This window comes from Alteromonas sp. H39 (assembly GCF_047556435.1).
Classification (GTDB): domain Bacteria; phylum Pseudomonadota; class Gammaproteobacteria; order Enterobacterales; family Alteromonadaceae; genus Alteromonas.
This window is the reverse complement of record NZ_CP180210.1, coordinates 314,704-341,093: the sequence shown is the minus strand read 5'-3', so window position 1 is coordinate 341,093 and position 26,390 is coordinate 314,704. Positions and strand designations below refer to the sequence as shown.

The window sequence follows — 26,390 nt, the reverse complement described above, 5'->3', positions numbered from 1 at the left end:
TCCAAATGAGCGATAACAAGCCCCATTCTGAAGAAGAAAACAATTTTGACGATACTGACTATTTCGAAGAGGAAATTGTTAGCAAGTCGGAATTAAAGCGCCAGTCCGAAGAACTGCAAAAAATGGGAGAAACCCTGGTGGGTCTGTCTGCAGCGCACCTTGAAACCATCCCTCTTGACGATGAACTACAGAGCGCTGTACTAACGGCCAGAAAAATCAATAAGAAAAAAGATGGCTACCGTCGCCAGCTTCAGTTTATTGGTAAGCTGATGCGTCAGCGCGATGTTGCTGATATTCAGGAGGCGCTGGACCGCATTGCTAATCGCCATCAACAGGCCAATGCTGAATTTCATGCACTGGAAAAGGCCCGTGAGGCAGTGATCCGTGAGGGTGACAGTGCCATACAGAACCTTATTGAGGAACACCCGCAACTGGACAGGCAAAAGCTTCGACAGTTTCATCGTCAGATTAAGAAAGAGCGGGAAAAGAATGCGCCGCCAAAAGCGTTTCGCGAGCTGTTCCAGTATTTAAAAGAAGAAATCCACGAGCAGAATTAAATGGACATTAAAGCGTATATAGACCAATTCAGTGAAATTTCAGAGTTACCCCGCGACCGGCAGTTTACGTTGCTGGACAATGCACAAAAGCGAGCGGCAAAAAAATCAGTCTGGTTTCGCACCGGACTTTACGCACTCTTCGCTCCTGCGTTTTTTCCCGGATTACTGGTGTTAGCTGTATATGCTTTTACAGCCGGCTCGCCATGGTTTTATCTGGCTGCCGTTGTGGTTGGATTGCTGTTAGCCCGGGTTGCCGTTAAGGAATTTGAAAGTCGCTGCTTACACTCGGCGCTGAAAGAGGAAATTAAGGGGCATGGCCGACACCGGGCGCATGCTGCAAAGCCATAATGTAAGTACTTACTATCAATAGTTTGATAAACAAAGTGGTTTCAGTAGGGTTTGGAGTATACGCATCGAAGGTTAATGTTTACGAATGATGTATACGAAAAAGGCGCCATAACGGCGCCTTTTCAATGTATGTTAAAAGGTATTGCTAAGCAGTACCACCAACGGTCAGCTCATCCACTTTCAATGTAGGCTGACCTACACCGACAGGCACACTCTGTCCGTCCTTTCCACACACACCTACACCTTTATCAAGCGCCACATCATTTCCGATCATTGAAATTTTCTGCATAACTTCGGGACCGTTACCGATAAGGGTTGCACCTTTTACCGGCGCGGTGATCTTGCCATTTTCAATGAGGTAGGCTTCAGCACTGGAAAACACAAACTTACCGGATGTGATATCCACCTGGCCGCCAGCAAAGTTCGGCGCATAAATACCCTTATCAATACTGGCGATGATTTCTTGCGGGTCATGCTGTCCGGCCAGCATATACGTGTTTGTCATACGCGGCATTGGTAAATGTGCATAAGACTCTCGGCGTCCATTACCAGTAGGCTTAACGCCCATCAGGCGCGCATTCATTTTGTCCTGCATATAACCGGTCAGCTTGCCATCTTCTATCAAGACATTGTGCTGAGTCGGTGTTCCTTCGTCATCCACAGACAATGAACCACGACGATTTTCCAGAGTACCGTCGTCCACCACGGTAACGCCTTTTGCAGCCACTTGCTGGCCCATACGTCCGCTGAATGTAGATGCGCCCTTACGATTAAAGTCACCTTCCAAACCGTGACCTACAGCTTCGTGTAGCAGTACACCTGGCCAGCCATTACCTAATACAACCGGCATTGTGCCGGCCGGAGACGCAATGGCTTCCATATTCACGCGCGCCATGTGCAGAGCATCCTCGGCCAGTTGTTCATAATAAGGCTTGCCGTTTTCATCCTGAGTGAAAAACGAATAGGCATAACGACCACCCGCGCCAGCACTGCCGCGTTCCCGCCGCTCACCTTTTTCCATCAGTACAGAGCAGTTGAGACGCACCAGCGGGCGAATGTCAGTAGCCAATGTCCCGTCGCTGGCAGCGATTAAGACTTCTTCGTAAACTCCACTCAAACTTACCACGACCTGATTAATGCCTGGCTCTTTCTTACGGATGTAGGCATCCACGGCTTTTAGCAGCGTGATTTTTTCCGCATCCTGCATCGCCAGGATGGGGTTGTCTGATTGATAGCGCGCGACATAGTCGCCTTTAGTCAATGCAGCAACTTTAGCGCTGCCGCCCTCAGGCGCAATGGTCCTTGCGGCCTGACACGCTTTCGTCAGCGCTTCCGGGCTGATTTCGTCAGAATAGGCAAACCCGGTTTTCTCGCCACTGATCGCTCTTACGCCAACGCCGCGCTCGATATTGTAGCTGCCTTCTTTAATGATGCCGTCTTCAAGCACCCAGGTCTCGTGCTGACTAGACTGAAAATACAGATCGGCGAAGTCAGTATCGTGTCGGTGGATTTGTCCAAGCGCTTTCTCAAGTGCCTGAGTATCCAGTCCTGAATCGGTTAATAAATGGCGTTCGACGTGATTAGACAAAATGACTCCTGAATCGATTATGGTCTTTAACCGGCATTTTCTTTTGTAGTTCTTGCCGCTTGTTAATATCTACACTGGCTTTCACAATACCCACACCGTCAGCCTTCTCTGCAAGTGTATCGCCCCAGGGTGAGTAAATTACACTGTGGCCGAACGTCTGACGGCCGTTTGCATGTTCACCCACCTGACCGGCCGCAATAACAAAACATTGCTTCTCGATGGCGCGGGATCTTACCAGCGTATGCCAGTGTGCATTGCCAGTATAGCGCGTAAATGCCGCGGGCAGCGTAAGAATATCGATATCGCCCATGGCTTCAAATAAGCCGGGAAAGCGCACATCATAACATACTGCAAGGCCAATTCTGCCAATCGGTGTGTCCGCTACCACGACATGTTCACCAGCCTTGGTATACTTCGATTCCAAATACGAGCCCGTGTTGTCGTCAACAGAGACATCAAACAGATGAATTTTCTGGTACTCGGTAACCACGTGGCCATCAGGACCAATTAGCAGGCAGGATGCACTAAATTTTTCCGGATCATCAGTCTTCATTGGGAACGTGCCGGAAACAATATAGCAGGCATGTTCTTTGGCTAACTCACACAGCCGTTTTTGAATGGGGCCGTTGTCTTTCTCTTCGGCCACGGCAAGCTGCTCTCTGTCCCGCGTTCCAAAGCGGGCGAAGCATTCGGGTAATACCACCAGTGTATCCTGACCTTTTTCAAGCTTGGTCAGCTCGCTTGCGACAGTGTCCAGGTTCTCCTGTACATCGGGGGTGGATGTCATTTGTATGGCTACCAGATTAACCATCGATTACCTCCAGTTTTAGTCGCTGTAAATCGTCCTCGCGTAGCGGGGTCTCTTCGTCATTTTCTTTCGGTATTGTGCGTGCCGGCAGTTGAATGTCTTTACTGTCGCGCCCAACCTCGTTAATGACAGGCTCGCTGATAGTACCGGTAACGTGATAATTCACGTTGGAGATCACCTTCGCTGAAGTCAATACCTGATCGAGCGCCAGAGCGGCAAGCGCGGTTTGCGGTGTGGCAAGAAAATACACAAGGAATGGCAGGTTGCCGGTGACATTCGGCGTAAACGACACGTTGTAATTCAGCTCCTGCGCAGTCAGATCGGTATAGCCCTGAATTTCAATTTCGCCCGCGCCTCCGTCGATTTCCGTGTCGTCGGTATAGGCCTTGCCATCTGCTATAGACAAGCTCCCGCTCATCTTGTCGTAAAAGAAACCTTTGGCAAACACATCGCGAAAATCCAGGCTCAGCTTTCTGACCAAGGAGTTCAGGCTGAACACGGTAAATATACGAGAGCCTTTGTCGCTGAGCTCGGTTAAGTAGCCGTCAGTAAGCCCCCAGTTAATGTCACCATCAACGGTTGCCAGCTCAAAATCCATCGGTGATTCCGGCCAGTTAAGATCGAATTCGATACGCGCCGATGAGTCTTTTATGCCAGAGTTGACCCCGTATTGCTGTAGCATCAGACCGACATCGTCACTGTTCAGCGTTCCGGTCAGGTGCGTTGTGTTATCACTATCGTTAAATAACCATTTACCACTGGCACTAAGTGTACCGTGGCGACTCTTCGCATTAGCCTGACGAATCAGCATGCCATCGTCCGCGCGAGCGACATCCAGTGTCACTTCGCCAAGTTCAATATCGAACAACGTACATTGCTGACAATGAAAATAGACCGGCGGTAGCGTATCGGCATTCCACTCACTGGCAGTCTCGCTGTCAGCGCCTTCCCATTTCGCCAGTTTCAGATAGTCGGCTTCTATCTCAATACCCCGCGTTAACCACTGATCGTATAAATTTACGGTGGCCCTGGCTTCCTCAGCATTCACCTCAAGCAACCAGTTTTTGTTCACTTGCTTGGCAATAATAGCCACGTCGTTCAGTGTTTGCCCGGCGAATCGCAACGTGCCGACATTTGCAAAGATTCGCTCTGGTACACTAAATAGCCCAGCACCACCTTCGCCTTCGCCGTCAAGCAGCATCTCTATCGTTTGATACCAACTGCCGATATCCACCAGTTCCAGTGCGGCAGAAACACTAAAGCCAACTCCCAGGCCAACAAACTCTGAATCACCTAGCGCCAGATGCGCACGTGAAAACTGAAATTCTTCATGCGGAAGAATGCCATCAAAGCGGATATCCTCTCCCAGTGTGCCGGATATCGTCGAATTCTGCTGATTGCCTTCGGCACTCAGAAGAAGCACTTTGTCGTTGCCTGCGCGCTTATTAAAAGGTGGAGGCAGTGCCGAGCCCAAACCGGTCAGCGTTGATGAAATTGATGCCTTGTAAGAAAAACCTTCTTTAGGGATGATAAGGTCGACCTCACCGGTCCAGTTCGACTCTCCCCCAAGATAGTTGCCAAGTTCAGGCTTAAATTTATTTGTCAGCGGTGCAACAGACCACTTGCCTGACACATCCAGGTCAACAAGGTAGGCGTCTTCCTGCTGTTGTCCTCGCATGTTAAGCGCCACAGGCTGCTCAAGTAAATCTGCCTGAAGACCATCAAAACTCACGATGTCGTTTTTGAAGTTGATAGTGCCCGAGGCATTATTAAAGCGCATTTTTGTCGGGCTGATAAAAATACTGTTATCCGCCAGCGTAACTTTACCCGACGCTTTTACATTGGTGCCCGAGAAGGGTATCTGTAATTTCAGACGGGACGACACCTCACCTGAAACCTGGACCTGATTTTTCAGTAGATTGCCTAGCGAATCTGCCATAGATGAGGATGACATAAGCGCCGCAAGCTCCTCTCCTGTGCCGGTACCCGTGGCGTATATGCTAAGTTCGGAAGACGGTGTCAGCGAAGGGATCGCAGCAGACATATTGCTGATTTCGACATCCATCAGCGTTGCTGACGGGCTTTCCATCACCAGCGCATCATTAACAAAAAACAAATCCAGATTGAGATTCGTTAAGGCAGGCCAGTTAGGATCGAAGGTAAACTCACTGTCTGTTATCCCCACAAATGCCTGAAATACGCCACTATTGTCATGGAAGGGAAAATCGCTGAACTTCCCGTCCCACAGTATCCGTGCATGCTCGATATCTCCCCCACCAGAAAACGCCCGGCGCAGATAAGCAGAGGTGTTTTCCCCCATAACCGGGTCAGGCAACAGGCTATCCACTTCGCTGACCGAAAAGGGGCTGACATTGACGACACTTTGCAGTGTTCCGGAGTTGATGTGATAGCGGGCCTGTTGAGTAAACGACAACTTATCACTGCTAAATCGAATATTATTGCTTTGCACCCACCACTGACGGCCGTTATCACCCTGGCCTGGCTTAACGGCGTACACATAGAACTCACCGTTTAGCGCCGACACTTCGAGGTTATCATCCAACAAATTATTGATTTCAAGTCGGCTGTTTGAAGAAGACAACTTGAGACTGCCTTGATTTTTGTACCAGTACACATCCGCATCGATAGACGTCAGGCCAGGAATGAGATCTGTTTGATTCCATGAAATATCCAGCAGCTTTGCCGCCAGTGCAGGGCCATGCTGTTTCCATTGAAACTGCAGGGTTGCAAGTTGGCCCTGAGGCTTCATAGCCTGAAGCTGTTCAAGACTGGTATCGCTGCTAAACAGCGGCAACAGCATCATAAAGGGGTTAACCGAGACGGGTTTGACCGTGTTTAGTAATAATTCGCCATTGGCCGACACATGGCCGACCAGATCGGTAACTAACGTCTGCGTATTTGAATCGAGGATCAGCTGGTCCACCCGTACGTTCCAGCCGTTCGCTGCCGGAAGAGCCTGGATCGACCCTCCCCGCAAACCGGTATATACGGCGCGTGAGGCTTCCCCGCCCCACTCCAGTAGACTGCGGTCAAACACAACATTTACAGCATCAAGTTTTCCATCCTGTAACTCGCTCCAGATTTCAAAATTGGCGCGGCTCTGGCTTAATGGCCTGCTGATTTGTAACCACTCACTAACCCAGGGTGAGATATCCAGCTCTTCAGCTTTTGCATAGAAAACACCGCTCAGGTTATCTTTGTCGCCATACAAGTCGATAATAAAAGATGCCGAATTGTTCGACAGATCCCGCACCTGAACGGCCCCGCGGCCCTGATGTCGGGTCCCCTGGTTAATCCAGGCGAGAGCTTCCAGATCGAAAGTCTGCTGATTCCCATCCCGGGTTAGAATGACTTCACCATCGTTAAGGGAGAACTGCTGTAGCTGTTCCAGAAACAAACTTTCGAGCGCATCAACCACCGGAAAATCGCTGTCAGACGCCCCTTCCAGCCGATCGGCATCAATCTCCAGCTGCAACCCCACCAGCTCAAAGCGACGCGAGGACACCAGGCGCTGCGACAGCGAGGCCCAGAAATCCAGCTCGACATAGACTTCATCGATATTAAGGGCAACAGGAGATGAGGCGTCTTTGGCCAAAGACACCTTATTTAACACCACAGTGGGGCCACTGCGCTGCCAGACGGCATGCACACTTTCTATGGTTAAATTGACGCCATACTGCTGATTAACATAATCTTCCAGTAAGTGCTTTTTGTGTTCAATATGCGGTAATGCGTACCGCAAAACGCTTAGTAATACTGCAAAAAGCACCAGCAAAATGGCCAGTGTCAGCCACAGCTTTTTTACGATATACGCTGCGGCTGTGCTTAATTTTGTCACGCTTCGCCTTATTTTTTACATCATGACAACGTCATATTTGTCCTGGTTATACAATGGCTCTGTCTGCACTTTGATTTGTTTAGACACGAAGACTTCCAGTTCTGCGAGCATATGAGATTCCTCTCCCATCAAGGCTTCCACAACCTTTGGAGAGGCGTATACGACAAACTTATCGGCGTCGTATGCGCGGTTCACGCGGACAATTTCACGCATGATTTCAAAACAGATGGTTTCGATGGTTTTCACCGTTCCCCGGCCTTTGCATACCGGGCACTCTCCACAGAGAATGTGCTCCAGGCTTTCCCGTGTGCGCTTGCGGGTCATTTCGATTAGTCCCAGCGCGGTAAAACCATGGATGTTTATCTTCGCTCTGTCCTTACTTGTCGCGACTTCCAGACTATGTAAGACACGTCTTTTGTGGTCAGGTTCCACCATATCGATAAAATCGATCAGGATCATACCGCCCAGATTACGCAGCCTCAGCTGCCTGGCGATAGCCTGCGTAGCTTCGATATTGGTGTTGAAAATGGTTTCTTCGAGGTTGCGATGACCAACAAACGCACCGGTATTGATGTCGATAGTGGTCATGGCTTCGGTCTGATCAATAATCAGATAGCCACCTGATTTCAGGTCCACCCGACGCTCCAACGCGCGCTGGCCCTCATTTTCCACATCATAGAGATCGAAAATAGGACGATCCCCCGGGTAGTATTCCAGCTTCCCGTTCATTTCCGGTACATATTCTTTTGTGAACTGATCCAGCTCCTGATAAGAAAGCTTGGAGTCAATTCGGATACGGTCCAGCTCCGTCCCGACAAAGTCACGTAGCACGCGACGGGCTAGCGGCAAATCTTCATACAGAACATTGGATTTGCGCTTTTTCATGCGCATCTGGATCTTGTTCCATAGCCGGCGCAAAAACTCGGCATCCTGGGTAAGTTCGGTTTTGCTGACGCCTTCAGCGGCGGTACGCAGAATAAAGCCGCCGTCTTCGTCACAAAATTCCTGCACCAGCGACTTTAAACGTTCACGCTCAGATTCATCTTCGATGCGCTGAGACACGCCAACGTGGGTTACGCTCGGCATGAATACCAGATAGCGCGAAGGAATGGTGATGTCAGTGGTGAGTCTCGCCCCTTTCGTGCCTATCGGATCCTTTACCACCTGCACCACAATGTGCTGCCCATCGCGAACCAACTCACGGATATCCTGCTTTTCAATGTGGCTGGTAGATACTTCGCCGACCACTTCGTTGTGGATAACGATATCCGAGGCGTGCAGGAATGCTGCTTTGTCCAGCCCAATATCAACAAATGCAGCCTGCATACCAGGCAACACACGGGATACTTTCCCACGATAAATGTTGCCAACCAGCCCGCGTTTGGTATGACGTTCAACATGGATCTCCTGCAGAATACCGTTCTCAATAAGCGCCACGCGGGACTCCGATGGTGTCACATTAATCAACAGTTCTGCGCTCATGACTCTACTCCGAATTCTTTTAACAGCATGCGGGTTTCATACAAGGGCAACCCGATAACGGCGCTGGCACTGCCTTCAATGGATTTCACAAACTGACCGCCAATTCCCTGAATCGCATAACTACCGGCCTTATCAGCGGGCTCACCGGTATTCCAGTATGCGGCAATATCCTCATCGGTCAACGCTCCAAAGTATACGCGGGTACGAATACATTGCGTTTGTTGCCGGTTGTCATCCTTCACACTGATGGCGGTAAGCACATCATGCTCGCGGTTTGCCATAGCACGTAACATTCTGGCGCTGTCCTCGGCGTCCTTGGGCTTGCCAAGGCTCACGCCGTCCAGTGAGATTAGTGTATCTGAGGCCAGCACGACGGTGGTGTTGCGAACGTGTGGACTCAGGGTGGAAAAAGCCGCCGATGCTTTCTCTGCAGCCAGTCTGACAACCTGCTCTTGCGGCGTCTCCTGGCCTTTGACCGACTCATCAATATCTACCGGATTAACTGTATGATGAATGCCTATTTGTGAGAGCAACGCCGTTCGGCGCGGGGATGCTGAGGCAAGCAAAAGAGATTTGGACACCATCGCCTCCTGTGTCAGGTTATTCGTAATTGTCGACGTGCTTTACGTAGCAGCCAGAAGACCCAGGGCCAGAGTAGCATTGAGGTTAGTACCGGCCACAAATACGCGAACTGAAAATACACGTCAGTCAGCAAATGCTGTAACCAGAACACCACCAGGTGGTAAAGCGAACTCAAGAGCCCGATGATGATAGCCTGCTGCCATACAGAATAATTTCGCAGTCGCTGGTAATTCGCCGCCAGCACGTACACCGACACGCTCAGCGCCAGGCTGTGAATACCCAACGCAGTTCCCACCAGAATATCCAGTGCCAGGCCGGTGAGAAAAGCGATTCCTACATTCACCCGGTTTGGCAGTGCCATGGCCCAGTAGGCCAGAACAATTAACACCCAATCGGGCCGATACATATCGACCTGGATAGGCATAGGCATAATTTGCAACACCAGTGAAATGATAATCGTGATGGCAATAACATAGTGTCTGGCCTTTAGGATCATGACTGAGGCTCCTTCTGGTCAGTGGGTTGCTTGTTATCGTCTGGTGGTGTTTCTGCGTCGTCATCATTCTGGACCGGTTCATCACCGGCGGTCTCTTCCGGCCATAGCAGCAGCATGTAACGTAATCGATCGAGTCGGGCCAACGGCTGTGCAATGACCCTGGCAAATGGCCTGCTCTCATCGCGTTCAACAGTTTTTATCCGGGCCACAGGATAGCCTTCCGGGAACACGTTGCCGAGCCCCGAGGACACCAGTAAGTCGCCGACTTTCACATCGACACTGTGGGGGACGTGTTCAAGGTACAGTTCTTCAAGCGACCCGCTGCCGCTGGCGATAAAACGGATATTGTTGCGTAATGCGCGAACCGGAATGGCGTGAGTCAGATCGGATATCAGCAGGACACGGCTGTTGGTTGAGCCAACCTCCATCACCTGCCCGACAATGCCGCGGTCATCCAGTACCGACTGCCCTTCGTAAACACCATCAATAGCGCCTTTATTCACCAGCACCTGATGGCTGAAGGGGTTGTTATCCACCGCCATCAATTCAGCCACCATCTTGCGCATGCCGGTTTTCACCGGCCCATCCAGCAGTTTTCTCAACTGGGCATTTTCGCTTTGCAATACTTCAAAGCGCTGCAATCGTTCGCTCATCTGAATGACACGGTTTGTCAGACGCTTGTTCTCTTCCAGCAATTGTTGCTGAGACGTCAGCCGTTCTGCCGATTCACTCAGCATCAGACTTGGCAAGTTTGCCAGATATTGCAGAGGGCTCATTAAGGAATTGAGATAAACACGGGTAGACTTGAAGCCGTCGAGTTTATGGTCGACAAAGATCAACAAAACCGACAGGGCTATCGCTAGCGCAAGTCGGTTGTTTAGTGATGGGCCCCGGGTAAATATGGTATCCATGGAAGGAAAAAGGCAACCTCAGGTTGCCTTGCCCGTCTTATTCGTAACTAAACAGGTCGCCGCCGTGAAGGTCGATCATATCAAACGCTTTACCACCACCACGCGCAACACAAGTTAATGGATCATCTGCGATGACAACCGGAATGCCGGTCTCTTCCATTAACAGCCTGTCTAAATCTTTCAATAGCGCACCACCGCCTGTTAGTACCATGCCGCGCTCTGAAATATCAGAAGCCAGCTCAGGCGGAGATTGCTCAAGTGCCACCATTACCGCAGAAACGATACCGGTTAAAGGCTCTTGCAGCGCTTCCAGAATTTCATTTGAATTCAGGATAAACCCGCGAGGTACACCTTCGGCCAGGTTACGGCCGCGCACTTCGATTTCGCGCACTTCCTCGCCCGGATACGCCGCACCAATTTCATGTTTAATACGTTCCGCCGTGGCTTCACCAATTAGCGAGCCGAAGTTACGACGGATATAGTTAATAATGGCTTCATCGAACTTGTCACCACCAATACGCACTGACGATGAGTACACCACACCGTTAAGGGAGATAATGGCAACTTCCGTCGTACCACCACCGATGTCCACAACCATCGAGCCGGTGGCTTCAGATACCGGTAGCCCTGCACCGATGGCCGCGGCCATTGGCTCGTCAATCAAATACACTTCACGAGCGCCAGCACCCAGCGCAGATTCCTTGATGGCGCGACGCTCTACCTGGGTAGAACCACACGGCACGCAAACCAATACACGCGGGCTTGGGCGTAGGAAATTATTGTCGTGAACCTGCTTAATGAAGTGCTGCAGCATCTTTTCGGTGACGTAGAAGTCAGCGATAACGCCATCTTTCATCGGACGAATCGCGCGAATATTACCTGGCGTACGGCCCAGCATTCGTTTGGCTTCAGCTCCGACCGCGGCAACACTTTTCGGACCCGCAGCACGTTCCTGTCGGATGGCTACAACGGAAGGCTCGTTAAGAACAATACCCTGATCTTTAACATATATCAGCGTATTGGCGGTTCCGAGGTCGATGGACAGGTCATTGGAGAACATGCCTCGAAGCTTTTTAAACATGAAGAGTTATTTCCTGTAACTGTGCCGACGCGCAAGCTGGAGGTGAATGGATAGCGCGTTAGCGTGAAGTCGATAGTTATCCACACACTTTAACAATGAGGGCTATTTTCAGCAAGTAAAGAGCCTGCGTAAGATAATAAAAACTGGTGATTTTTTATTTTTATTTTCACATTCGTCCCCATACCGCCGTTTTCTTCAGAAAACTGTGCGTCATAGTAGTTATTTTACATCATTAACGACGTCGTGTGGTTAATAATTTATCTTTCTTTCCCGGCATAACATGATGAAAATATCACAAACCGGAACTACTTCAGCGTCTTTCTGCTTGCCAGTTCGTTGCGCTCAGAACCGCTCCCGCCAGTTGAGGGTGCGATCATTACCGCGATACAGGCCAAATGCGACACTCGCATTTGGCGTATCATTCTGGTCAATTACACCGTCCAGGTTCCAGTCGATATTCAGATATTGTGCCCACGCGGCGCCAGCGTCAGCGGCCAGCGACATCATAACTACGCCGCGAACACCCTGCCCTTGTGCATTCAGCGGCGGGCCGATGATAAGATCGCTGCTATCCGATACCCCCTGCTGAAAAGTACCGTTAGCCTCCACGTCATTCAGAAGATCGGTAATATCCGTTTCCTGCGCACCCGATGACGCGTCAGTGAGCACAATATCGTTCGCCGACTCCTGAATATCGAGCACGGTGCAATTATCATCAAGGTTGCGCTGCCAGCTACCACTGTCAAAGTATTCAGTCACAGCAACCACCCGTAACGGTTCCGTTTCAGGTCCAAAGGTATTTTCCAGCCGCAGGCGTCCGTACCGCTGGGTAGCCCCGGCAATTCCGGTAATAGCCATCGTCTCGCAAGCGCCGGGATAGGTGCTTTGAAAGCAGACCCCGTCACTGTCGGTAAAGAAATTGGCAGCAACATCAAGTGCTGCCTGTGCAGAAAACGGTGATCCCATACCTGACGCGCTGTTTACAGCCGGAATTTTGCTGTAAGTCAGCCCCATACCCATGACCGTCAATTCGGCAGAGCCGTCGTAATCGTCCTGCCCGGAGACCACCACGGAAGAGGCACCGGCTGACAATTCCAGCGTGCCAGTATAGTCGCTCTCGTCAGCCACACTTACGGCACTGGTGTAATCATTCGCGTTTCGGTTCAACCGCCACTGGGCCTTACCATAGTTTCGCGTGATCTGTCCTTTGCCGTTGTAAGCCACGACGTTATAAACCGGTTCCCGACCTGCTTCAAACGCCATCTGCTGACCGACATAGGTAAACACCCCACAGGTATTCTCCAGTGCAGGAGTGGCTGAGGCTGTTACATCAAAATAGGCTGGTGTGAAGCGGCCAAGTGTTTTTGCAATAGCATCAATAGTATTGTTTCCCAGATACTGGCTATCGCGAATATCAGCCTCAAAGCTTCCTACCTCTTCTACATAACTTTCAGCATACTGATATTCACCTGCCGTGAAGGCGCCGACGGCGATGTCCGTAAATGAGGCTGACGTACTGCTGCTGATGCGTGCTGCATCGCCCAGTTTCCACTGCCCGTCTGCCGCGCTGATATCATTTGGTATCAGTCGCTGAAACATCGCCTGCAAATTGCCTGGAGAATAACCTGGCAGCATCGCCCCCTGACTTCCCTCGGCATGAATGGTAAGCGAAAATTCCTGTCCGGCGGGATACACGTCAGTATCATCGGTGGTCAGCACCAGCGCAGCAGGAATACTGTCCAGTGTCGTGGAGCCGGACGTTATCGTGGCACCGTCAATGGTTGCGCCTGCCCGTAAGGAAAGCCGGCCGGCATCACTGTAGTGCAGCCCATCAAAGGTCGTACGCCCCTGGTCATCAAAGGTAAGCGTCAGGGTACCACTGTTGTCCCCCGAGCCATCTCCGGTTATCCCTATCCCTGCGAAAGGCACCCTACACTGATTGGGGGAATAGTCGGCCCCCGTCTGAACACAATCAAAAGTGAGTGTTATGTCTTGCTCACCGCTAACCAGCGCTTCACAAACACCGGCATTGTCTTTCACGGCTCGCAGCCCGATACGCGCCAGGCTATCCTGGGCAACTATATCCGGCAATGTCGTACTATCGTCGGCAGAGGCAGCATCAAAAAAGGTAAAACCGGCATCGACAAAGTTAATCTCGCACCCCTGAGTACACACGTTAGCAGACGCCGGCAACGAGCCCGCATCCTGACCGCTGACCGTTACCGTATGAACGCCCGTATTGCGCTGTACCAGAGACAGCTGGGTTTCCCCACGGAAGCTTATCACTTGTGACGGCATCCAGTTTCCGGCCGATAAAGCCACCGTCGTGGTATCGCTCACCAGCTGCGTGCACGCCGCGTTCGCACAGGCGCGCAGCGTCACTTCCGCCGCATCGCAGGTCAGTGCCTGCGATGGATGGGTAATTTCATAGTGATGCACGACATTACAATCCAGCACATCAGCAATATCATCACGGATTTCTTCACGCGTGAGTTCGTAGTCGTAAACCCGTAGATCATCAAACTGGCCGTTTGCCGCATTTGGCACACTCCCGTTCACCAGATAAGACGTCGCATTATCGCCAAGTCGCAGCGAGCCAAGCTGACCAAACGTGCTGGATATCAGGGTAACTTGCCCCTGCATATAAACCCTGGCGCCATTGATATACAAATCGACATCTTCGCCTGCCAAATCCCAACTGATAGCGATATGCACCCATTCATTGGCGCCGTAGTTCAGAGGGTCCGTGGCCGCAAGCAGATCATAGTCATAATTGTCTTCCATCCCAAAGGTAAGCTGCCCGCTGTTATTCAGAGACATGAAGAAAAACTTATCGTACCGGCCATCAGGAGAAGACGGGCTCTGTATTTTTGAGGCATCAAAAAGCTGACGCTGTCCGCCACCCTGCCAGCTTGCATTACTTTTATACCAGAACGACACTGTGCCGCGCTCGCCTACCTCATTGATATTAAGGTGAGTCTCAACAGCGTCTATCTCATTTGCAGTAGTATTGGATGGAATATCGGCAACACGGCAGGAAATTTTATTGCCAGGTAATTGTGGCGCGGCTCTGCCAAGCGCACTGCCATGCTGATCGTTGCCACTGCTATCAGTAACCGCACCGGCCTCACTCCATGCAGGCTCCTCGAAACGATACAGCAGTTTTGGATCCCCGCCCTCACATTGCACACAATGGTACTCGGAGGCGGTAAATAACGCCTGCACGTCAGCCGTGGTCAGCGCATCAGAGTACAACCGAATGTCATCAATTTCGCCTTTGAAAAAGTCGGTAAGCTGACTGTAGGCGGCACTCCCGCTTGCCGTATATTCTGTGTTCGCGCCCACGACAATCGGTTCGCTGTTTTCGCGCCAGCCAAAGTTTCCGCTGACACCGCCAAGGTAGGCGCCGTCAAAATGGATCCGAACTTGCTGCGCGTCCCAGCTATAAGTTACGTGATGCCATTCCCTCTCTGTGGCAAGGCCTGACTCGCTGTACAGCGTGAGCGCTGTGTTACTGTTTTTCTGAGTAAATAATAAGCTGCCATCGTCCTGAATATAGAAGCTGAAATGTCCCAGCCCGGATAAACTGCTATTGCTATTTGCAGCATCTTTTGAAAACACACTCATAGCGCCCCGGGAAGCGCGAAAAGCGTGTTGCAGATCAGACGCTTTAAACCACAGTGAGAGGGTGCCCTCGGACAACGCCATTGCACTTCGATGATCGATCAACAAATGCTGACCTTCTCCCTGTAACGTCATTCCCTGACAAAACCTGGCGTTTCGCAGCGCAGAGACACCATTAACCGCCCTTCCGTTATAGCCACGAATTGCATCTACAATTTCACCCGGCGTGCCGTTTACACTGCACACATCCATTTTCCAGTGTGACATCAGCGTTGGGTTAGTGGTACAGGTGGTGCAGGTGCTTGCTGTCTCTCCGGTGATCAGATTAATTTGCTCTGCAGAAAGTGCGTCAGCGTAAATTCTTAGATCGTCAACGCTGCCCTGATAAAGATCAACAAGTTCATCACTTTCTGAGGTGCCGTTCCCCGTCAGCCAGGCATTTCCCCCTAAGACAATTGGCTCTGCATTATTCAGTAAGCCGTCGGTGAAACTACTGTTCGCCCCCTGCAGCACGCCATCCACAAACAGCTCCATCCCCCCGGTGCCAAACGTGTACGCAATATGATGCCACTGCCCTTCTGTCAGCACTGGTCCGGTATTGATTTGGGCGCTGGTAAGGGTGTTCTGGTGCAATACCCGGACACCACCGGTTTCGGTTACCCAGATAGTCAGATGTCCGCCGTTATCCAGACCATAGGAGTCTTTGGAAAACACGGCCATTCCGCCGGCACTGGCGCGGTTGTAATAGGCGAAATTATTGGTATTTACCCAAAACGACACCGTCCCGGAGGCCAGTAAGTATGACGGCGAATGCGGGATTGAAATGATGTCGCCGACACCCCGGAAATACGCGGCCTGACACAACCGACCGTTATCGTAGCTGCTGGGGCTTTCAACGGCTTCACCATTATTGCCCGCAATGCTATCTGGCACAGACGTATTACTGCCTGAAAGCGAGCAGACATTTATTGGCCAGCGTCCGATAGGGTCTGGTAATACAACAGGCACACTACACAGGTTTTCCGCTTCAATGTTGACAATACTGGCGGGGCGATAGTGAATTTGCGCAAAATCATTCATCACCACACTGCCTGCATTCACCGCTCCATACAGAATCGCGCTGTTGCCCAATGACAACCTGCCGGAGGTGTAGATAAACGCATAAATCACGTTATTCTGACTGATATTCACATCGCCATAACTGAATATGGTCATGTCCGATGGCTCTGCCGCCAGCGTATTAAACTGAGTTTGAGTAGAAGTCTGAATTCGATTTACAAAAACCGTCACCTTTTCCCCTGAGACCGGCGCAAAAGTGACGAAATTATCTGTAGTTAGCTCATCAATCCAGTAAACCCCACCGGCTAACCTCACCTGCGAATTACCCCCGACCTGCAGCCTGCGGATCCGGTATACGCCTGCGCCCTGGGTTTCCAGTTGGGCATACGTTTCCAACCTCACCTCGTCATAGTCGCCTGGCGTCAGCGTATTCAACTGGCTTTGTTTCACCAACACGTCCTGTGTTGAATTGGCGTTCTGAAACGCGGGCAGGGTAACTGCTGCGGCAGTTTGCCCGGAGAGTCGACACGATGACGTGGCACAACTGGTATTCACACCTGCGTTATCCGTTTTGTCATTAAAGTCGATGATGCCATCAGTATTCCAAAGGCTGGCACCAGGCTGGAAGCGAATGGACGAAGAGGAAGAGTAAGAACCGGCAGCATCAGCAAAAACGGCAGTGCACTGCGCAGCCAGAGCCGGAAGCGCCATAACTGAAAGTAGTAATGCAAGACAGTACTTCATTATTGCTCCTGCAGGGCGTCCATCGACACCGAACGGCTAACCCAGACATCGCCAGCCTGACACAGGCCCGTACTTTCAAAGCGATAAAAATAGTGCGCGACCCCGTCTTTTTGTATCGACGTCGTCCTGCAGCGAGCCGTATAACTGCAGTTTTCAAGCCCATCAATATTACTATAGCTTGCCGGGCTGTTAATTGTTGTATTGCAGGGAGCCGGCCCCGAATTCAGCGGGAAGGCCGCAGCCGCAGCTTGCTGCATTCCACTTTGTGCCGCTGACAGTGCACGGGTTCCCAGCACATCGTAAACCACAGACTGGGACGTCGAGGAAATTACCGATACCAGCGTCAGGCCCAGCAGGGATATCACTATCATGACAAACAATGCCATTACCAGCATGCTTCCACGCTGTGAAGGTAAATGCTCAGGGGACATTCGCAATATGGACCTCCTGGTGCCACTCAACCTGCTCGCCATCGCGAGCAAAGCGAAGTCGCAACTGTACCACTGCATTTCGTTGCAACGTGGCAGCGAAGTAAGTGAAAGGATCGTCCTGCTGTGGCGCAACTACCGGATTCGCTGACAGCACGTTAACCACATCCGTCGCCAGACGCGCTGACGATAACGACCCCAGCACCTGATTCGTTACAATATCATTCTCAAACCGAATCAGCACACCACTGACCACACAAAAACTGACAGAGCGATCGGCGAAATATAACCGTGAGGCAGGCGAGCGTTCCGCGAAGGCGCTGTCGACTTCAATCTGAATAATGTCATCGCTGTCATCACGGGTACTGCAGTCGCCGTCACCATCATCGTTGCAGCTTCTTATTATCTGGCGCTTATTACGGGAAAGATCATAGATATCTTCGCTGCGCCGCGGATACACAATAGCAAAGTCCGTCTCGTCGATATCAAACACATTGCCATCTATGTCATAAGGAAATACCAGGCTGACGGTGGTATCGGTTGAGGGCTGCACGGGCAGTTCTGTGTAAACCGTTGAAAACTGTGAGGGCACAAACTCAAGACATTGCTGAGAGGCGTTGCCGTTTATGCGAATACTATTTGGCACGGCCCGGCGTAACTCGCGCGTCATTCGCTCGATAGCAAACCGTGAATCGGTCAGCAACGTTTCGCGGGTATTCACGTCCAGATAAATCTGCATAGTTCCTCTGACAACGCTGGCAATACCAACGCCCACCACGCCAAGGATCACAATAACGGTAATCAGCTCAACCAGTGTAAATCCGCGCGCACTATGCCTCATCAGAAATTCCACCGGTGCGCAGTAAACACGATATCTTCATCCAGCGGCGTCGTTACCGTCACCCGCAGCAGTTTAACATTGCCTACTACGGTTGCGGAGCCTGCGATATCATCGTTTATGCCGTCCAGGTTATCATCATAGAAAACCTGAACCGCGACTCGAAAGCCCTGATACATAGCGCCATCTGGAGAGACAATATTTTGTCCAAGGCTGCTCTGAATGGTTTCACCGCTGGCAATCAAACCATGGTAATCATCAACGTCGTTAAACGTGCCCCGCACTTCTGTGTTATCTGGCCCCAGGTTGCCGCTGGCCGTGCACGGCGTCAATTCATTGCAGCGCAGCGCATTTCCGGTTCGGCTTGAACGCTCATCGAACGCTTTGCTCATTATCTCGCTAATGATTGACTGGCCCAGTTCTGAGGCTCGTGATTGCAGCACCGGATCCACACTACGGGCTGATTGTGCCGACATCAGGTTCACTACAATGAGCATCACGATGCTGAAGATCACCATACCAACCACCAGCTCAATAAGCGTAAAGCCGCGGTTAGCACGCATGGATATAGCCTTCTCGTTCGACACACACGGCAGCGCTCTCTTCACCGGTAAAGGTCATCCGGCATGCCGCATTCCGACAATTAAGTGGGCGGTTGAACACCACGTTATTTGTCAGCGGATTCCCCAAATTATCGAAGCCTATATAGGTAACTGTTCTGTTGAAGCCCTCAGTGGCACTGAAGCTTACTCCCTTCGCAGTAATCTGCGCACTGGAAGCCTGCAGATAATCTGGCGCAGCAGTATCGATAGTGGTGGTACAGGTTGCACCTTCGTTTCCTGCTGAATAGTCGGCAGACGATGGTCCGAAGGCGGCTGGGGTGCCAGTATTGAGGATCAGGCGATAGCAGAATCCGGGACGGGTATCCTGCATGGCGCGCATCTGCATTTGGCGCAAGGCGGAAATAAGACGCTGCTGAAGAGTAAATTCGGTGTAGCCGGTATCATCCTGGAATCGACTTGCTGCGGTCACTGCGACCACAGCAATTAATACCAGCGTAACTATCAGCTCTACCAGCGTAAAGCCAGCGCCGCGGCTCACCGAGTAACGCTGGCCAGGTAATATGTGCCTGGCCATATCAATGTCATCAACAGTGATTAACAGCCGTCAGCTTGGACTGTGATAACTGGTGATGAGTTGGCATTTTCGGCTTCAGAGTAAACAACCTGGCACTGATTACCATCATCATTGTTTGCTTGATAACTACCGCCTGCGGGATAAATTGCAAAAGCAGATTCTGTAGATGGTGATACAGGGCTCGCATCTGGTTCTAACGACCAATCAGAAGAATCTAAATCAGCCCAGGATACGATATCTGAAAGCGCTGTAACTGCATCTGCATCGGGATAACCGAAATCGGTTTCCACATCACTTCCGTTAATGGTGACCTGCGTTGTAGGACCGCTAGCACTTGCAGTCTTCTGCTCACCCGCAATCGCAGACTTCGCATAAACAAGCTGTGAGCCACCCTGCAGTGCCGCTTTCACGCCCTGCAGTGTTGCGCCGCGCGCATCGCCCTGAAGATCAATAAAACGAGGGGCGGCGGTAACGGCCAGGATCCCAAGAATTACAATCACGATAATTAATTCAATTAACGTAAAACCACGCTGTTGCATACATCATTCCTCTGGTTAGCTATACCAAGTATCCGCTAAACGGTCCGGTATTAAAATGAAACTTTAGTTTATTGTTGTTGCGTTCTGTTTCTTGTAAAAACAATCACCTGACCAATCCGCGGGTCGTAAATAAACCCATTCCCCTGGGTATCATCGACCGGCGCAGCGGTGAGATTCTTTATTGTCTGACTCAGGTAATAATAACAAATATCATTCCCCCCTGAGCCGGTACCGTTACTGACGGACGTATAGTAGCGGATCCCTTCAAATGGCCGCAGCGTAAAATCTGACGTTATGGTTGGGGCACTTTGCATAATCAGGTTAAAAATACTCTCACAATCCAGCGCCGACATGTTGTCGTCTTCACTATTGCCATCATTATTTAATTGTCCGGTTGGATATCCGGTATCCTGATCAACGGCTACGCGGATCCCGTCCAGAGTAACAAATGTCTGGTTTGTGCCGCTGTTTTCTACTGGCCTGCCTTCGAGCTCCCATTGGGCCCGAACCAGACCGACACCGGTAGCAAATCCACCGGCGACACCCTCTACCGTGGCATCCTCAGCATCTTCTGTTACATCAAGAAACCGTGGAATTGCTACTGCCGCCAGCAGCCCCAGTAAAACCACAACGATTACCAGTTCGATAAGCGTAAATCCGCGCTCCCGGTGCCGCTTTACAGCATCCCGGAAAACAGGTTGTGTTGTTCTTGTACTCACCCTTTTCTCCTACACGTTTAGCGCATTTAACGGTGGCTCTTGCCTTATCAGACTTCTGCTACCTGGTTCCCTGCAAATCTACTTTGCCAGAATAGATGTGATAATCAAAATGTGGGCCACGGCTTAACCGGAAGCGACACCGCGAATTAACCGGTTCGTTGTTTTCCAGCGCTCCCCGATAATATTCGCCGATGACCCGAAAACCATCAACCTGCATGGGAACATTCAGCAACATTTTCCATAACTTATCACATCCATCACTGCTCGCTTCCACCCACGGAACACCAATATACGACATCCTGACTGGCCGACGATCTTTCTCTTTTCCCTGAGTGTCATAATGAATAAGCATAATCATTTCAGGACGTCCCTGGGCCTGCCATTGCCAGTGCGCATTGGTTGCGCTGGTTTCAATTTGTCTGCCATATTGCTCCAGCAGCATGGCATCAAAGTCCGGCTCGGATTCATTCAGGTAGATAATGGTGCCAGCCATCAATAATGCGAACACCGTCACCACAACGATGTTCATAAAAATTCTTAATGTGCTTCTTTCTGCACTGTCTTGTTTTGTGGTCATGCCTGACTTCTTGTTATCTGAGCCTGCCGCGTCATCGTGAGTACGGCGCTCTCGTTAATTGCCCTTAATCGCGCCCATCATGTCCCACATTGGCGTGAATATACCCAGCGCGAGGATCAAAACCATAATGGCCACCACCACAATGAGAATCGGCTCAATTTTCGCCGTTAGCCCTTTGAGGTCATAATCCACCTCGCGCTCGTAAAAATCAGAAACCTCCTGCATCAACTCATCTACACGTCCGGTTTCTTCTCCCACCCGAATCATCTGCATTACCATCGGCGTAAACAGCCCGCTGTTGGCACTGACCCGCGTCAGATTCTCACCTTTTTCTATGTTTTTGCGCATGGTAATTATTTTGTCGCCCATGTAGGCATTATCGACCGCATCAGCAGTGAGGTTAAGTGCGGTAGTCAAGGGTACACCGGAGCGCAACATCATTGCGAAGCTTCGACAGTAACGGCCAAGTAGGGAGCGGTTAACGATGCTGCCAACAATGGGCATGCGTAATCTCGCCTTATCCCACCTGTACCGACCGTGCTCTGTCGCCAGATAGCGCATGCTGCCATACACTGCCAGCGCTCCAAGAATAATAAGCAGCCACCAGTAATTCTGCATAAAATCTGAGGTACCAATGAGAATTCGCGTCATTAACGGCAGTTCAGCATTAAATTTCGCAAACATGTCTGCGAATTTCGGGATAACGAAAATATTAAGAATAACAAACGCCACGGTAATCGCGATAACAACAAATATTGGATACCGGGTTGCCGCTTTGATCTGCTTTCGCGTTTCCTGCTCGCGCTCTAAATACTCGGCAAGCTGCTGGAATGCCTCGTCCAGTCGCCCCGTGTTCTCACCGACATGTACCACACTCACAAACAGCTGATTGAAGATTTTGGGGTGACGGTGAAGCGCCGATGACAGGCCGCGCCCCCGCTCCAGCTGCGCAATAACGTCTTGCAGCGCATCGCGCATACGTCGCGAATTACTGGATTCTGCCAATCCGCTGACAGCTCGCAAAATAGAAATACCGGCACGCGTCAGAGAATACATCTGGCGGCAAAAAATAACCAAGTCATCCAGCGTCACATTAGGCGTAAACCAGTTGCTGATATCAGGCCCCATGGCAGCCTTATCCTCGGTCTGCGTCAGACGGATGGGGGTCACGTTGCGAGCCCGTAGCATGCGAACGGCAGTTTGTTCGTCAGTGGCATCGATGGTGCCTTCGGTGAGCTCGCCAGAGATTTCCCGGCCAGTAAAGCTATATTTAGCCATTGTCCTGATCATCCGTCGTCGACGCGTCTTCCGGCGACTCCGCCACCATCTCTACCAGCCTCAATACTTCATCGACCGAGGTGATCCCCATTTTTGCGTAGGTCAGCGCGGCATAGGAAAGCGGGCGATAATGGTTACTTTTGGTCGCCGCATCGGCAAACGCGACGGTATCGCCGACTTTCAGCGCATTCATCATGGCATCGGTCATTTCCAGTAGCTCGAAAACCCCGATTCGCCCTCGGTAACCCGTTTGATTGCATTTTTGACAACCTTCACCCTTTTTGAAGGTGACATCCTTTGACGCCGCATCGATATTTGATAACCAAAATGCTTCTTCCTGATTCGGCGTATAGGGCTGGGCACAGTTATCACAGTTTCGACGCACCAGACGCTGAGCGACGATACCCCGCAGTGAGCTGGCAACCAGATACCCGGGCGCCCCCATATCGAGCAAACGGATAGCGCTGGATACCGCATCGTTGGTGTGCAATGTGGAAAGCACAAGGTGACCGGTAAGTGCGCCACGCAAACCGATCTCAACGGTTTCCTGGTCACGCATCTCCCCCACCATGATAATATCGGGATCTTGCCGCAGTGTTGTGCGAAGAATTTGTGAAAACGACAGATCGATTTTCTGGTTCACCTGTACCTGATTAATTCGCGGAAGCCGGTACTCCACGGGGTCTTCCACAGTGATAATTTTGGATTCCGCCCGGTTCAGCTCACTTAACGCACCGTACAGGGTAGTGGTTTTCCCGGAGCCTGTCGGACCGGTTACCAGGATCATGCCATGGGGACGTTTTAGCAGCGTTCGGAAACGTTTTAGGATAGGCCCCGGCATTCCGGTCTGATCCAGTGTCAGTAAGCCGGCGGACTGGTCCAGCAAACGCATTACTACAGACTCGCCAGATTGCACCGGCATAGTGGATAATCGCACGTCTACGCGGTGGCCTTTGATAACAACCTGCGTGCGACCATCCTGCGGCAGCCGTTTTTCTGATATATCCAGCCCCGCCATCAGTTTCAGACGCAGTACCAGCGCCGACGCGATGTTTTTTTCCGGGATGACATTTTCCTGTAGCACGCCATCAACGCGCTGACGAATTCGAAGCTGGTTTTCGTCTGGTTCAATATGAATATCAGACGCTTTAGCTAACACGGCATCCTCAAAAATCGACTGCAGTAACCGGGCAACGGCCGTTTCCTGCTCGTCTTCGATACCTGCCGACAGGTTGAAGTCATCTTCGGTATCGTATTCCTCCGCCAGTTCCTGCGCGAAAGAGGCGATTTCTTCTGTTTTGCGATAATAGCTGTCGTAGGCAGAAAACAATTGCTGTTCGCTGACAACAGCCAGCTCTATTGGCTTGGGAAGCTGTTCAGTCAGCGTGTCGACTGCGTTAAGATCGGCAGGATCGGTCATCGCCACCAACAACGTATCACCTTTATCATCAATAACCATCGCGCGATAACGGCGGGCCTGGATCTCGGGCAACAGTTTTACAGCATTCTGATTTACCCGGTAATCCTCCAGGTTTATCAACGGTACCTTCAGGTGAGTAGACAACAATTCCAGCAACTGACTTTCTGACACCATATTCAGCGACGTCAATGTAGCGCCTAACTTTCTGCCCGTGCGCTTTTGCTCCGCCAGAGCTTCCATTAGCTGATCTTCGCTAATCAGGTGGCTCTGCACCAGCAAATCGCCCAGGCGGATACGCGGCTTATTCATTCACGCCTCCGGACAACACGCTTACACGCTGTGACATAAATTGCTGTACATCTCTGCTTAGCTGCCCTAACGATAACGCTTGCTGGTAAGCTTTCTTCGCCACTTCCTGCTGGCCCAGTTTGTCCGCGCTGGTTCCTACACCCAGCCACCACCTCGCCTGCTCCGGAGACATTGCCGCCAGTTGGTTGTAATCGGAAAGCGCACGCGGGTAATCTCCCCGCTCCTGCGCTGCAACGGCGCGGAATGCCAGTAGATCAGTTGTGACCGGTAGAAAGCGGTCTGCATCAGCAAGTACGGCAGCCGCTGCATCAACCTGGCCCTGCTGCACATAGAGTCGGGCCAGCATTAATCTTACGCTGTGATCTGACGGCTTCATGGCAAGTGTTTTGATCAGCATGTCTCTGGCGTTACCTACCTGGCCTTCAGCAAACAGGATCGCCGACAGCTTTTTACGCACCGCAATATTTTCTGGCTCGGCGTCAATGAGTTCACGCATCAGCGCGATTGCTTCGCCTTTTTGGGGCTTTGCCAGCGCAAGGCGGATACGTTCACGCAAGTTTTGTAAGGGTTTGTCTGTGTTCTCTTCAGATGTGAGCTCAAATCGTGTCACAGCGCTTTCTTCTGCGGCGCTGACTACCTGAGTCTCTGTCGTTTCGTTTACGGGTTCAGCAACAGCCCGCATACTCCCCTCTGACGCGGATTGTGAGTTTGTGTCAGAGGTGGCAGGTTTTTCCCCTCTGGCTTCGGCCACAAGCTCATTGATGGGTCGGGTTAACAGTGAGCCTTTCTTTTTCTCAGGCGGTTTGTCGGACACGGTTTTTGCCGCTGGTTTCTCAGCCACTGGTGGATTGCCTGCTTCAGTATTCTCTGGTTCAGCAACCGGAGTGACCGAGGCTACCGGCTGCGGTTCCGGCGTCTTTTCAGGCACAGTCAGTAGAGCAAATGCAATAACCACTACCGCTGCGATAATCAGGCCGTAAACCCAAAACCGGAGTCGCGGCGATTTTTTCACCGGGGGCTGATAATTGGCATGGGACTTTTCATCTCCCTCCCGGGCCTCCAGATCTTTAAGCATTTTATTCACCACACTCATGCGATAACTCCCCAGCGCCAGAAGGCGACGGCCGCGGCAACCACACAGAGGGTTAACGCCCCCGCTAAAGCAAGGTATGGCAGTGGTCGTGATGTCGGTTTATCCGCCGCTTCGGTATCGTCAATAGCGCCAATAACGTGACGTCGCTCCACCTCGGTTTTCCCCTCTCCATAGGCCAGCATAAGTGACTTGTGGCAAAGTACATTTACAATTCTGGGCGTTCCCCTGCTGGCGTCGTACAATAACTTACATAACGCCTGCGTAAACAGTGCATTACCACGATATCCGGCAACTGCCATTCTGTGACGAACGTACTGAAATACCTGGTCTGCATCCATTAGTTTAAGCGTGTAGCTAAACGTAATGCGCTGCTTTAACTGCCTGAGTTCATCCAGCGCCAGTTTCTCGTCCAGCTCGGGTTGTCCGAATAACACCACCTGCAACAGTTTGCGGGACTCGGTTTCCAGGTTGGTCATCAGCCGCAATGCCTCAATACTTTGCGTTGGCAATGCCTGCGCCTCATCGATAATCAGCACAGCGCTTTTCTGTTGCTGATGAATCGTTATCAGTCGTTGTTGTATTTTTTGGGTAAACGCCTGTTGATCGCTGTTTTCACCTAACTCAACACCCAGCTCACTGGCTACCGCGCGACGCAGCTCGTCCGGAGACAGCATTGGGTTGGGAATGTAAGCCGCTTCGAAGTGGTTCGGTAGTTCGTTCAGCAGTTTTCGGCAGATTAATGTTTTACCGGTACCCACCTCACCCGTGACTTTAATAAATCCTTCACCGGTTTTTAGCGCAGTCAACAATACCTGCAACGCTTCGTTGTGACTGGGCAGCCCGAAAAAATAGCTGGTGTTCGGTGTCAGCGTAAAGGGCAGCTCATTAATGCCGAAGTGATACAGGTACATAG

General features: G+C 51.2%; 22 protein-coding genes. 2 read left to right on the top strand and 20 right to left on the bottom strand.

Translation table 11 applies throughout. The annotated features are described in order from the left end of the window. Window positions 1–5: 5 nt before the first annotated feature. Together yjgA and ACLBLI_RS01400 are read left to right on the top strand one after the other, a co-directional pair. Complete coding sequence (gene yjgA / locus ACLBLI_RS01405) at window positions 6–557, top strand: ribosome biogenesis factor YjgA (protein WP_414829405.1); 552 nt, start codon at window positions 6–8, stop codon at window positions 555–557. Beyond that, complete coding sequence (locus ACLBLI_RS01400) at window positions 558–905, top strand: hypothetical protein (RefSeq protein ID WP_414829404.1); 348 nt, start codon at window positions 558–560, stop codon at window positions 903–905. Window positions 906–1,050: 145 nt separating this feature from the next. On the opposite strand, the gene tldD is transcribed toward ACLBLI_RS01400, so the two are convergent. From tldD to ACLBLI_RS01300, 20 genes are all read right to left on the bottom strand, one after another. Beyond that, window positions 1,051–2,493, bottom strand: coding sequence for a metalloprotease TldD (gene tldD, locus ACLBLI_RS01395; RefSeq protein ID WP_414829403.1), 1,443 nt, complete (start codon window positions 2,491–2,493; stop codon window positions 1,051–1,053). Continuing rightward, the gene (locus tag ACLBLI_RS01390) at window positions 2,486–3,304 is read right to left on the bottom strand and encodes a carbon-nitrogen hydrolase family protein (protein ID WP_414829402.1); all 819 of its coding nucleotides are present in this window, start codon (window positions 3,302–3,304) and stop codon (window positions 2,486–2,488) included. The genes tldD and ACLBLI_RS01390 overlap by 8 nt, the downstream gene beginning before the upstream one ends. Further along, window positions 3,297–7,160 (bottom strand): YhdP family protein, encoded by a 3,864-nt coding sequence (locus ACLBLI_RS01385; protein WP_414829401.1) that lies wholly within the window; start codon window positions 7,158–7,160, stop codon window positions 3,297–3,299. Before ACLBLI_RS01385 ends, ACLBLI_RS01390 begins: the two co-directional genes overlap by 8 nt. A gap of 15 nt (window positions 7,161–7,175) precedes the next feature. Continuing rightward, complete coding sequence (gene rng, locus ACLBLI_RS01380; RefSeq protein WP_218309322.1) at window positions 7,176–8,642, bottom strand: ribonuclease G; 1,467 nt, start codon at window positions 8,640–8,642, stop codon at window positions 7,176–7,178. Beyond that, window positions 8,639–9,223 carry a Maf family protein gene (locus ACLBLI_RS01375; protein WP_414830879.1) on the bottom strand — a complete coding sequence of 195 codons (585 nt, stop codon included), beginning with the start codon at window positions 9,221–9,223 and terminating at the stop codon, window positions 8,639–8,641. The genes rng and ACLBLI_RS01375 overlap by 4 nt, the downstream gene beginning before the upstream one ends. 14 nt (window positions 9,224–9,237) lie before the next feature. Beyond that, window positions 9,238–9,720: a rod shape-determining protein MreD gene (gene mreD / locus ACLBLI_RS01370; protein WP_414829400.1), complete on the bottom strand. Its 483-nt coding sequence runs from the start codon at window positions 9,718–9,720 to the stop codon at window positions 9,238–9,240. Further along, entirely contained in the window at window positions 9,717–10,631 is a 915-nt protein-coding gene (gene mreC / locus ACLBLI_RS01365; protein WP_414829399.1) for a rod shape-determining protein MreC, read from the bottom strand. The genes mreD and mreC overlap by 4 nt, the downstream gene beginning before the upstream one ends. A 37-nt stretch (window positions 10,632–10,668) precedes the next feature. After that, complete coding sequence (locus ACLBLI_RS01360; protein WP_218309325.1) at window positions 10,669–11,712, bottom strand: rod shape-determining protein; 1,044 nt, start codon at window positions 11,710–11,712, stop codon at window positions 10,669–10,671. 342 nt (window positions 11,713–12,054) lie between these two features. Continuing rightward, on the bottom strand, window positions 12,055–17,139 hold the full coding sequence (locus tag ACLBLI_RS01355) for a DUF6701 domain-containing protein (RefSeq protein ID WP_414829398.1): 5,085 nt from the start codon (window positions 17,137–17,139) through the stop codon (window positions 12,055–12,057). Beyond that, window positions 17,139–17,570, bottom strand: coding sequence for a type II secretory pathway component (locus ACLBLI_RS01350; protein WP_414829397.1), 432 nt, complete (start codon window positions 17,568–17,570; stop codon window positions 17,139–17,141). Before ACLBLI_RS01350 ends, ACLBLI_RS01355 begins: the two co-directional genes overlap by 1 nt. Then, complete coding sequence (locus tag ACLBLI_RS01345; RefSeq protein WP_414829396.1) at window positions 17,560–18,408, bottom strand: prepilin-type N-terminal cleavage/methylation domain-containing protein; 849 nt, start codon at window positions 18,406–18,408, stop codon at window positions 17,560–17,562. The genes ACLBLI_RS01350 and ACLBLI_RS01345 overlap by 11 nt, the downstream gene beginning before the upstream one ends. Then, window positions 18,408–18,968: a type IV pilus modification PilV family protein gene (locus tag ACLBLI_RS01340; RefSeq protein ID WP_414829395.1), complete on the bottom strand. Its 561-nt coding sequence runs from the start codon at window positions 18,966–18,968 to the stop codon at window positions 18,408–18,410. The genes ACLBLI_RS01345 and ACLBLI_RS01340 overlap by 1 nt, the downstream gene beginning before the upstream one ends. Next, window positions 18,958–19,542 carry a type II secretion system protein gene (locus tag ACLBLI_RS01335; RefSeq protein ID WP_414829394.1) on the bottom strand — a complete coding sequence of 195 codons (585 nt, stop codon included), beginning with the start codon at window positions 19,540–19,542 and terminating at the stop codon, window positions 18,958–18,960. The genes ACLBLI_RS01340 and ACLBLI_RS01335 overlap by 11 nt, the downstream gene beginning before the upstream one ends. Before the next feature lie 20 nt (window positions 19,543–19,562). Then, window positions 19,563–20,081 (bottom strand): prepilin-type N-terminal cleavage/methylation domain-containing protein, encoded by a 519-nt coding sequence (locus ACLBLI_RS01330; RefSeq protein ID WP_414829393.1) that lies wholly within the window; start codon window positions 20,079–20,081, stop codon window positions 19,563–19,565. A gap of 68 nt (window positions 20,082–20,149) precedes the next feature. Then, window positions 20,150–20,800 (bottom strand): prepilin-type N-terminal cleavage/methylation domain-containing protein, encoded by a 651-nt coding sequence (locus tag ACLBLI_RS01325; protein ID WP_414829392.1) that lies wholly within the window; start codon window positions 20,798–20,800, stop codon window positions 20,150–20,152. A gap of 58 nt (window positions 20,801–20,858) precedes the next feature. Beyond that, window positions 20,859–21,377 (bottom strand): hypothetical protein, encoded by a 519-nt coding sequence (locus ACLBLI_RS01320; RefSeq protein WP_414829391.1) that lies wholly within the window; start codon window positions 21,375–21,377, stop codon window positions 20,859–20,861. A gap of 54 nt (window positions 21,378–21,431) precedes the next feature. Then, complete coding sequence (locus ACLBLI_RS01315; protein WP_414829390.1) at window positions 21,432–22,655, bottom strand: type II secretion system F family protein; 1,224 nt, start codon at window positions 22,653–22,655, stop codon at window positions 21,432–21,434. Continuing rightward, window positions 22,648–24,384 carry a GspE/PulE family protein gene (locus ACLBLI_RS01310; protein ID WP_414829389.1) on the bottom strand — a complete coding sequence of 579 codons (1,737 nt, stop codon included), beginning with the start codon at window positions 24,382–24,384 and terminating at the stop codon, window positions 22,648–22,650. Before ACLBLI_RS01310 ends, ACLBLI_RS01315 begins: the two co-directional genes overlap by 8 nt. Further along, the gene (locus ACLBLI_RS01305) at window positions 24,377–25,477 is read right to left on the bottom strand and encodes a tetratricopeptide repeat protein (protein WP_414829388.1); all 1,101 of its coding nucleotides are present in this window, start codon (window positions 25,475–25,477) and stop codon (window positions 24,377–24,379) included. Before ACLBLI_RS01305 ends, ACLBLI_RS01310 begins: the two co-directional genes overlap by 8 nt. Next, complete coding sequence (locus tag ACLBLI_RS01300) at window positions 25,474–26,388, bottom strand: ExeA family protein (RefSeq protein WP_414829387.1); 915 nt, start codon at window positions 26,386–26,388, stop codon at window positions 25,474–25,476. Before ACLBLI_RS01300 ends, ACLBLI_RS01305 begins: the two co-directional genes overlap by 4 nt. Window positions 26,389–26,390: the final 2 nt, after the last annotated feature.

Excerpts from the sequence above, each read along its gene's own strand:
- ACLBLI_RS01320 (WP_414829391.1), bottom strand. The coding sequence starts at position 21,377 with ATGACCACAAAACAAGACAGTGCAGAAAGAAGCACATTAAGAATTTTT.
- yjgA (WP_414829405.1), top strand. The coding sequence starts at position 6 with ATGAGCGATAACAAGCCCCATTCTGAAGAAGAAAACAATTTTGACGAT.
- ACLBLI_RS01345 (WP_414829396.1), bottom strand. The coding sequence starts at position 18,408 with ATGAGGCATAGTGCGCGCGGATTTACACTGGTTGAGCTGATTACCGTT.
- ACLBLI_RS01355 (WP_414829398.1), bottom strand. The coding sequence starts at position 17,139 with ATGAAGTACTGTCTTGCATTACTACTTTCAGTTATGGCGCTTCCGGCT.
- ACLBLI_RS01300 (WP_414829387.1), bottom strand. The coding sequence starts at position 26,388 with ATGTACCTGTATCACTTCGGCATTAATGAGCTGCCCTTTACGCTGACA.
- ACLBLI_RS01335 (WP_414829394.1), bottom strand. The coding sequence starts at position 19,542 with ATGGCCAGGCACATATTACCTGGCCAGCGTTACTCGGTGAGCCGCGGC.
- ACLBLI_RS01315 (WP_414829390.1), bottom strand. The coding sequence starts at position 22,655 with ATGGCTAAATATAGCTTTACTGGCCGGGAAATCTCTGGCGAGCTCACC.
- ACLBLI_RS01305 (WP_414829388.1), bottom strand. The coding sequence starts at position 25,477 with ATGAGTGTGGTGAATAAAATGCTTAAAGATCTGGAGGCCCGGGAGGGA.
- ACLBLI_RS01390 (WP_414829402.1), bottom strand. The coding sequence starts at position 3,304 with ATGGTTAATCTGGTAGCCATACAAATGACATCCACCCCCGATGTACAG.
- ACLBLI_RS01350 (WP_414829397.1), bottom strand. The coding sequence starts at position 17,570 with ATGTCCCCTGAGCATTTACCTTCACAGCGTGGAAGCATGCTGGTAATG.
- mreC (WP_414829399.1), bottom strand. The coding sequence starts at position 10,631 with ATGGATACCATATTTACCCGGGGCCCATCACTAAACAACCGACTTGCG.
- ACLBLI_RS01340 (WP_414829395.1), bottom strand. The coding sequence starts at position 18,968 with ATGCGTGCTAACCGCGGCTTTACGCTTATTGAGCTGGTGGTTGGTATG.
- ACLBLI_RS01310 (WP_414829389.1), bottom strand. The coding sequence starts at position 24,384 with ATGAATAAGCCGCGTATCCGCCTGGGCGATTTGCTGGTGCAGAGCCAC.
- ACLBLI_RS01360 (WP_218309325.1), bottom strand. The coding sequence starts at position 11,712 with ATGTTTAAAAAGCTTCGAGGCATGTTCTCCAATGACCTGTCCATCGAC.
- mreD (WP_414829400.1), bottom strand. The coding sequence starts at position 9,720 with ATGATCCTAAAGGCCAGACACTATGTTATTGCCATCACGATTATCATT.
- ACLBLI_RS01400 (WP_414829404.1), top strand. The coding sequence starts at position 558 with ATGGACATTAAAGCGTATATAGACCAATTCAGTGAAATTTCAGAGTTA.
- ACLBLI_RS01330 (WP_414829393.1), bottom strand. The coding sequence starts at position 20,081 with ATGCAACAGCGTGGTTTTACGTTAATTGAATTAATTATCGTGATTGTA.
- rng (WP_218309322.1), bottom strand. The coding sequence starts at position 8,642 with ATGAGCGCAGAACTGTTGATTAATGTGACACCATCGGAGTCCCGCGTG.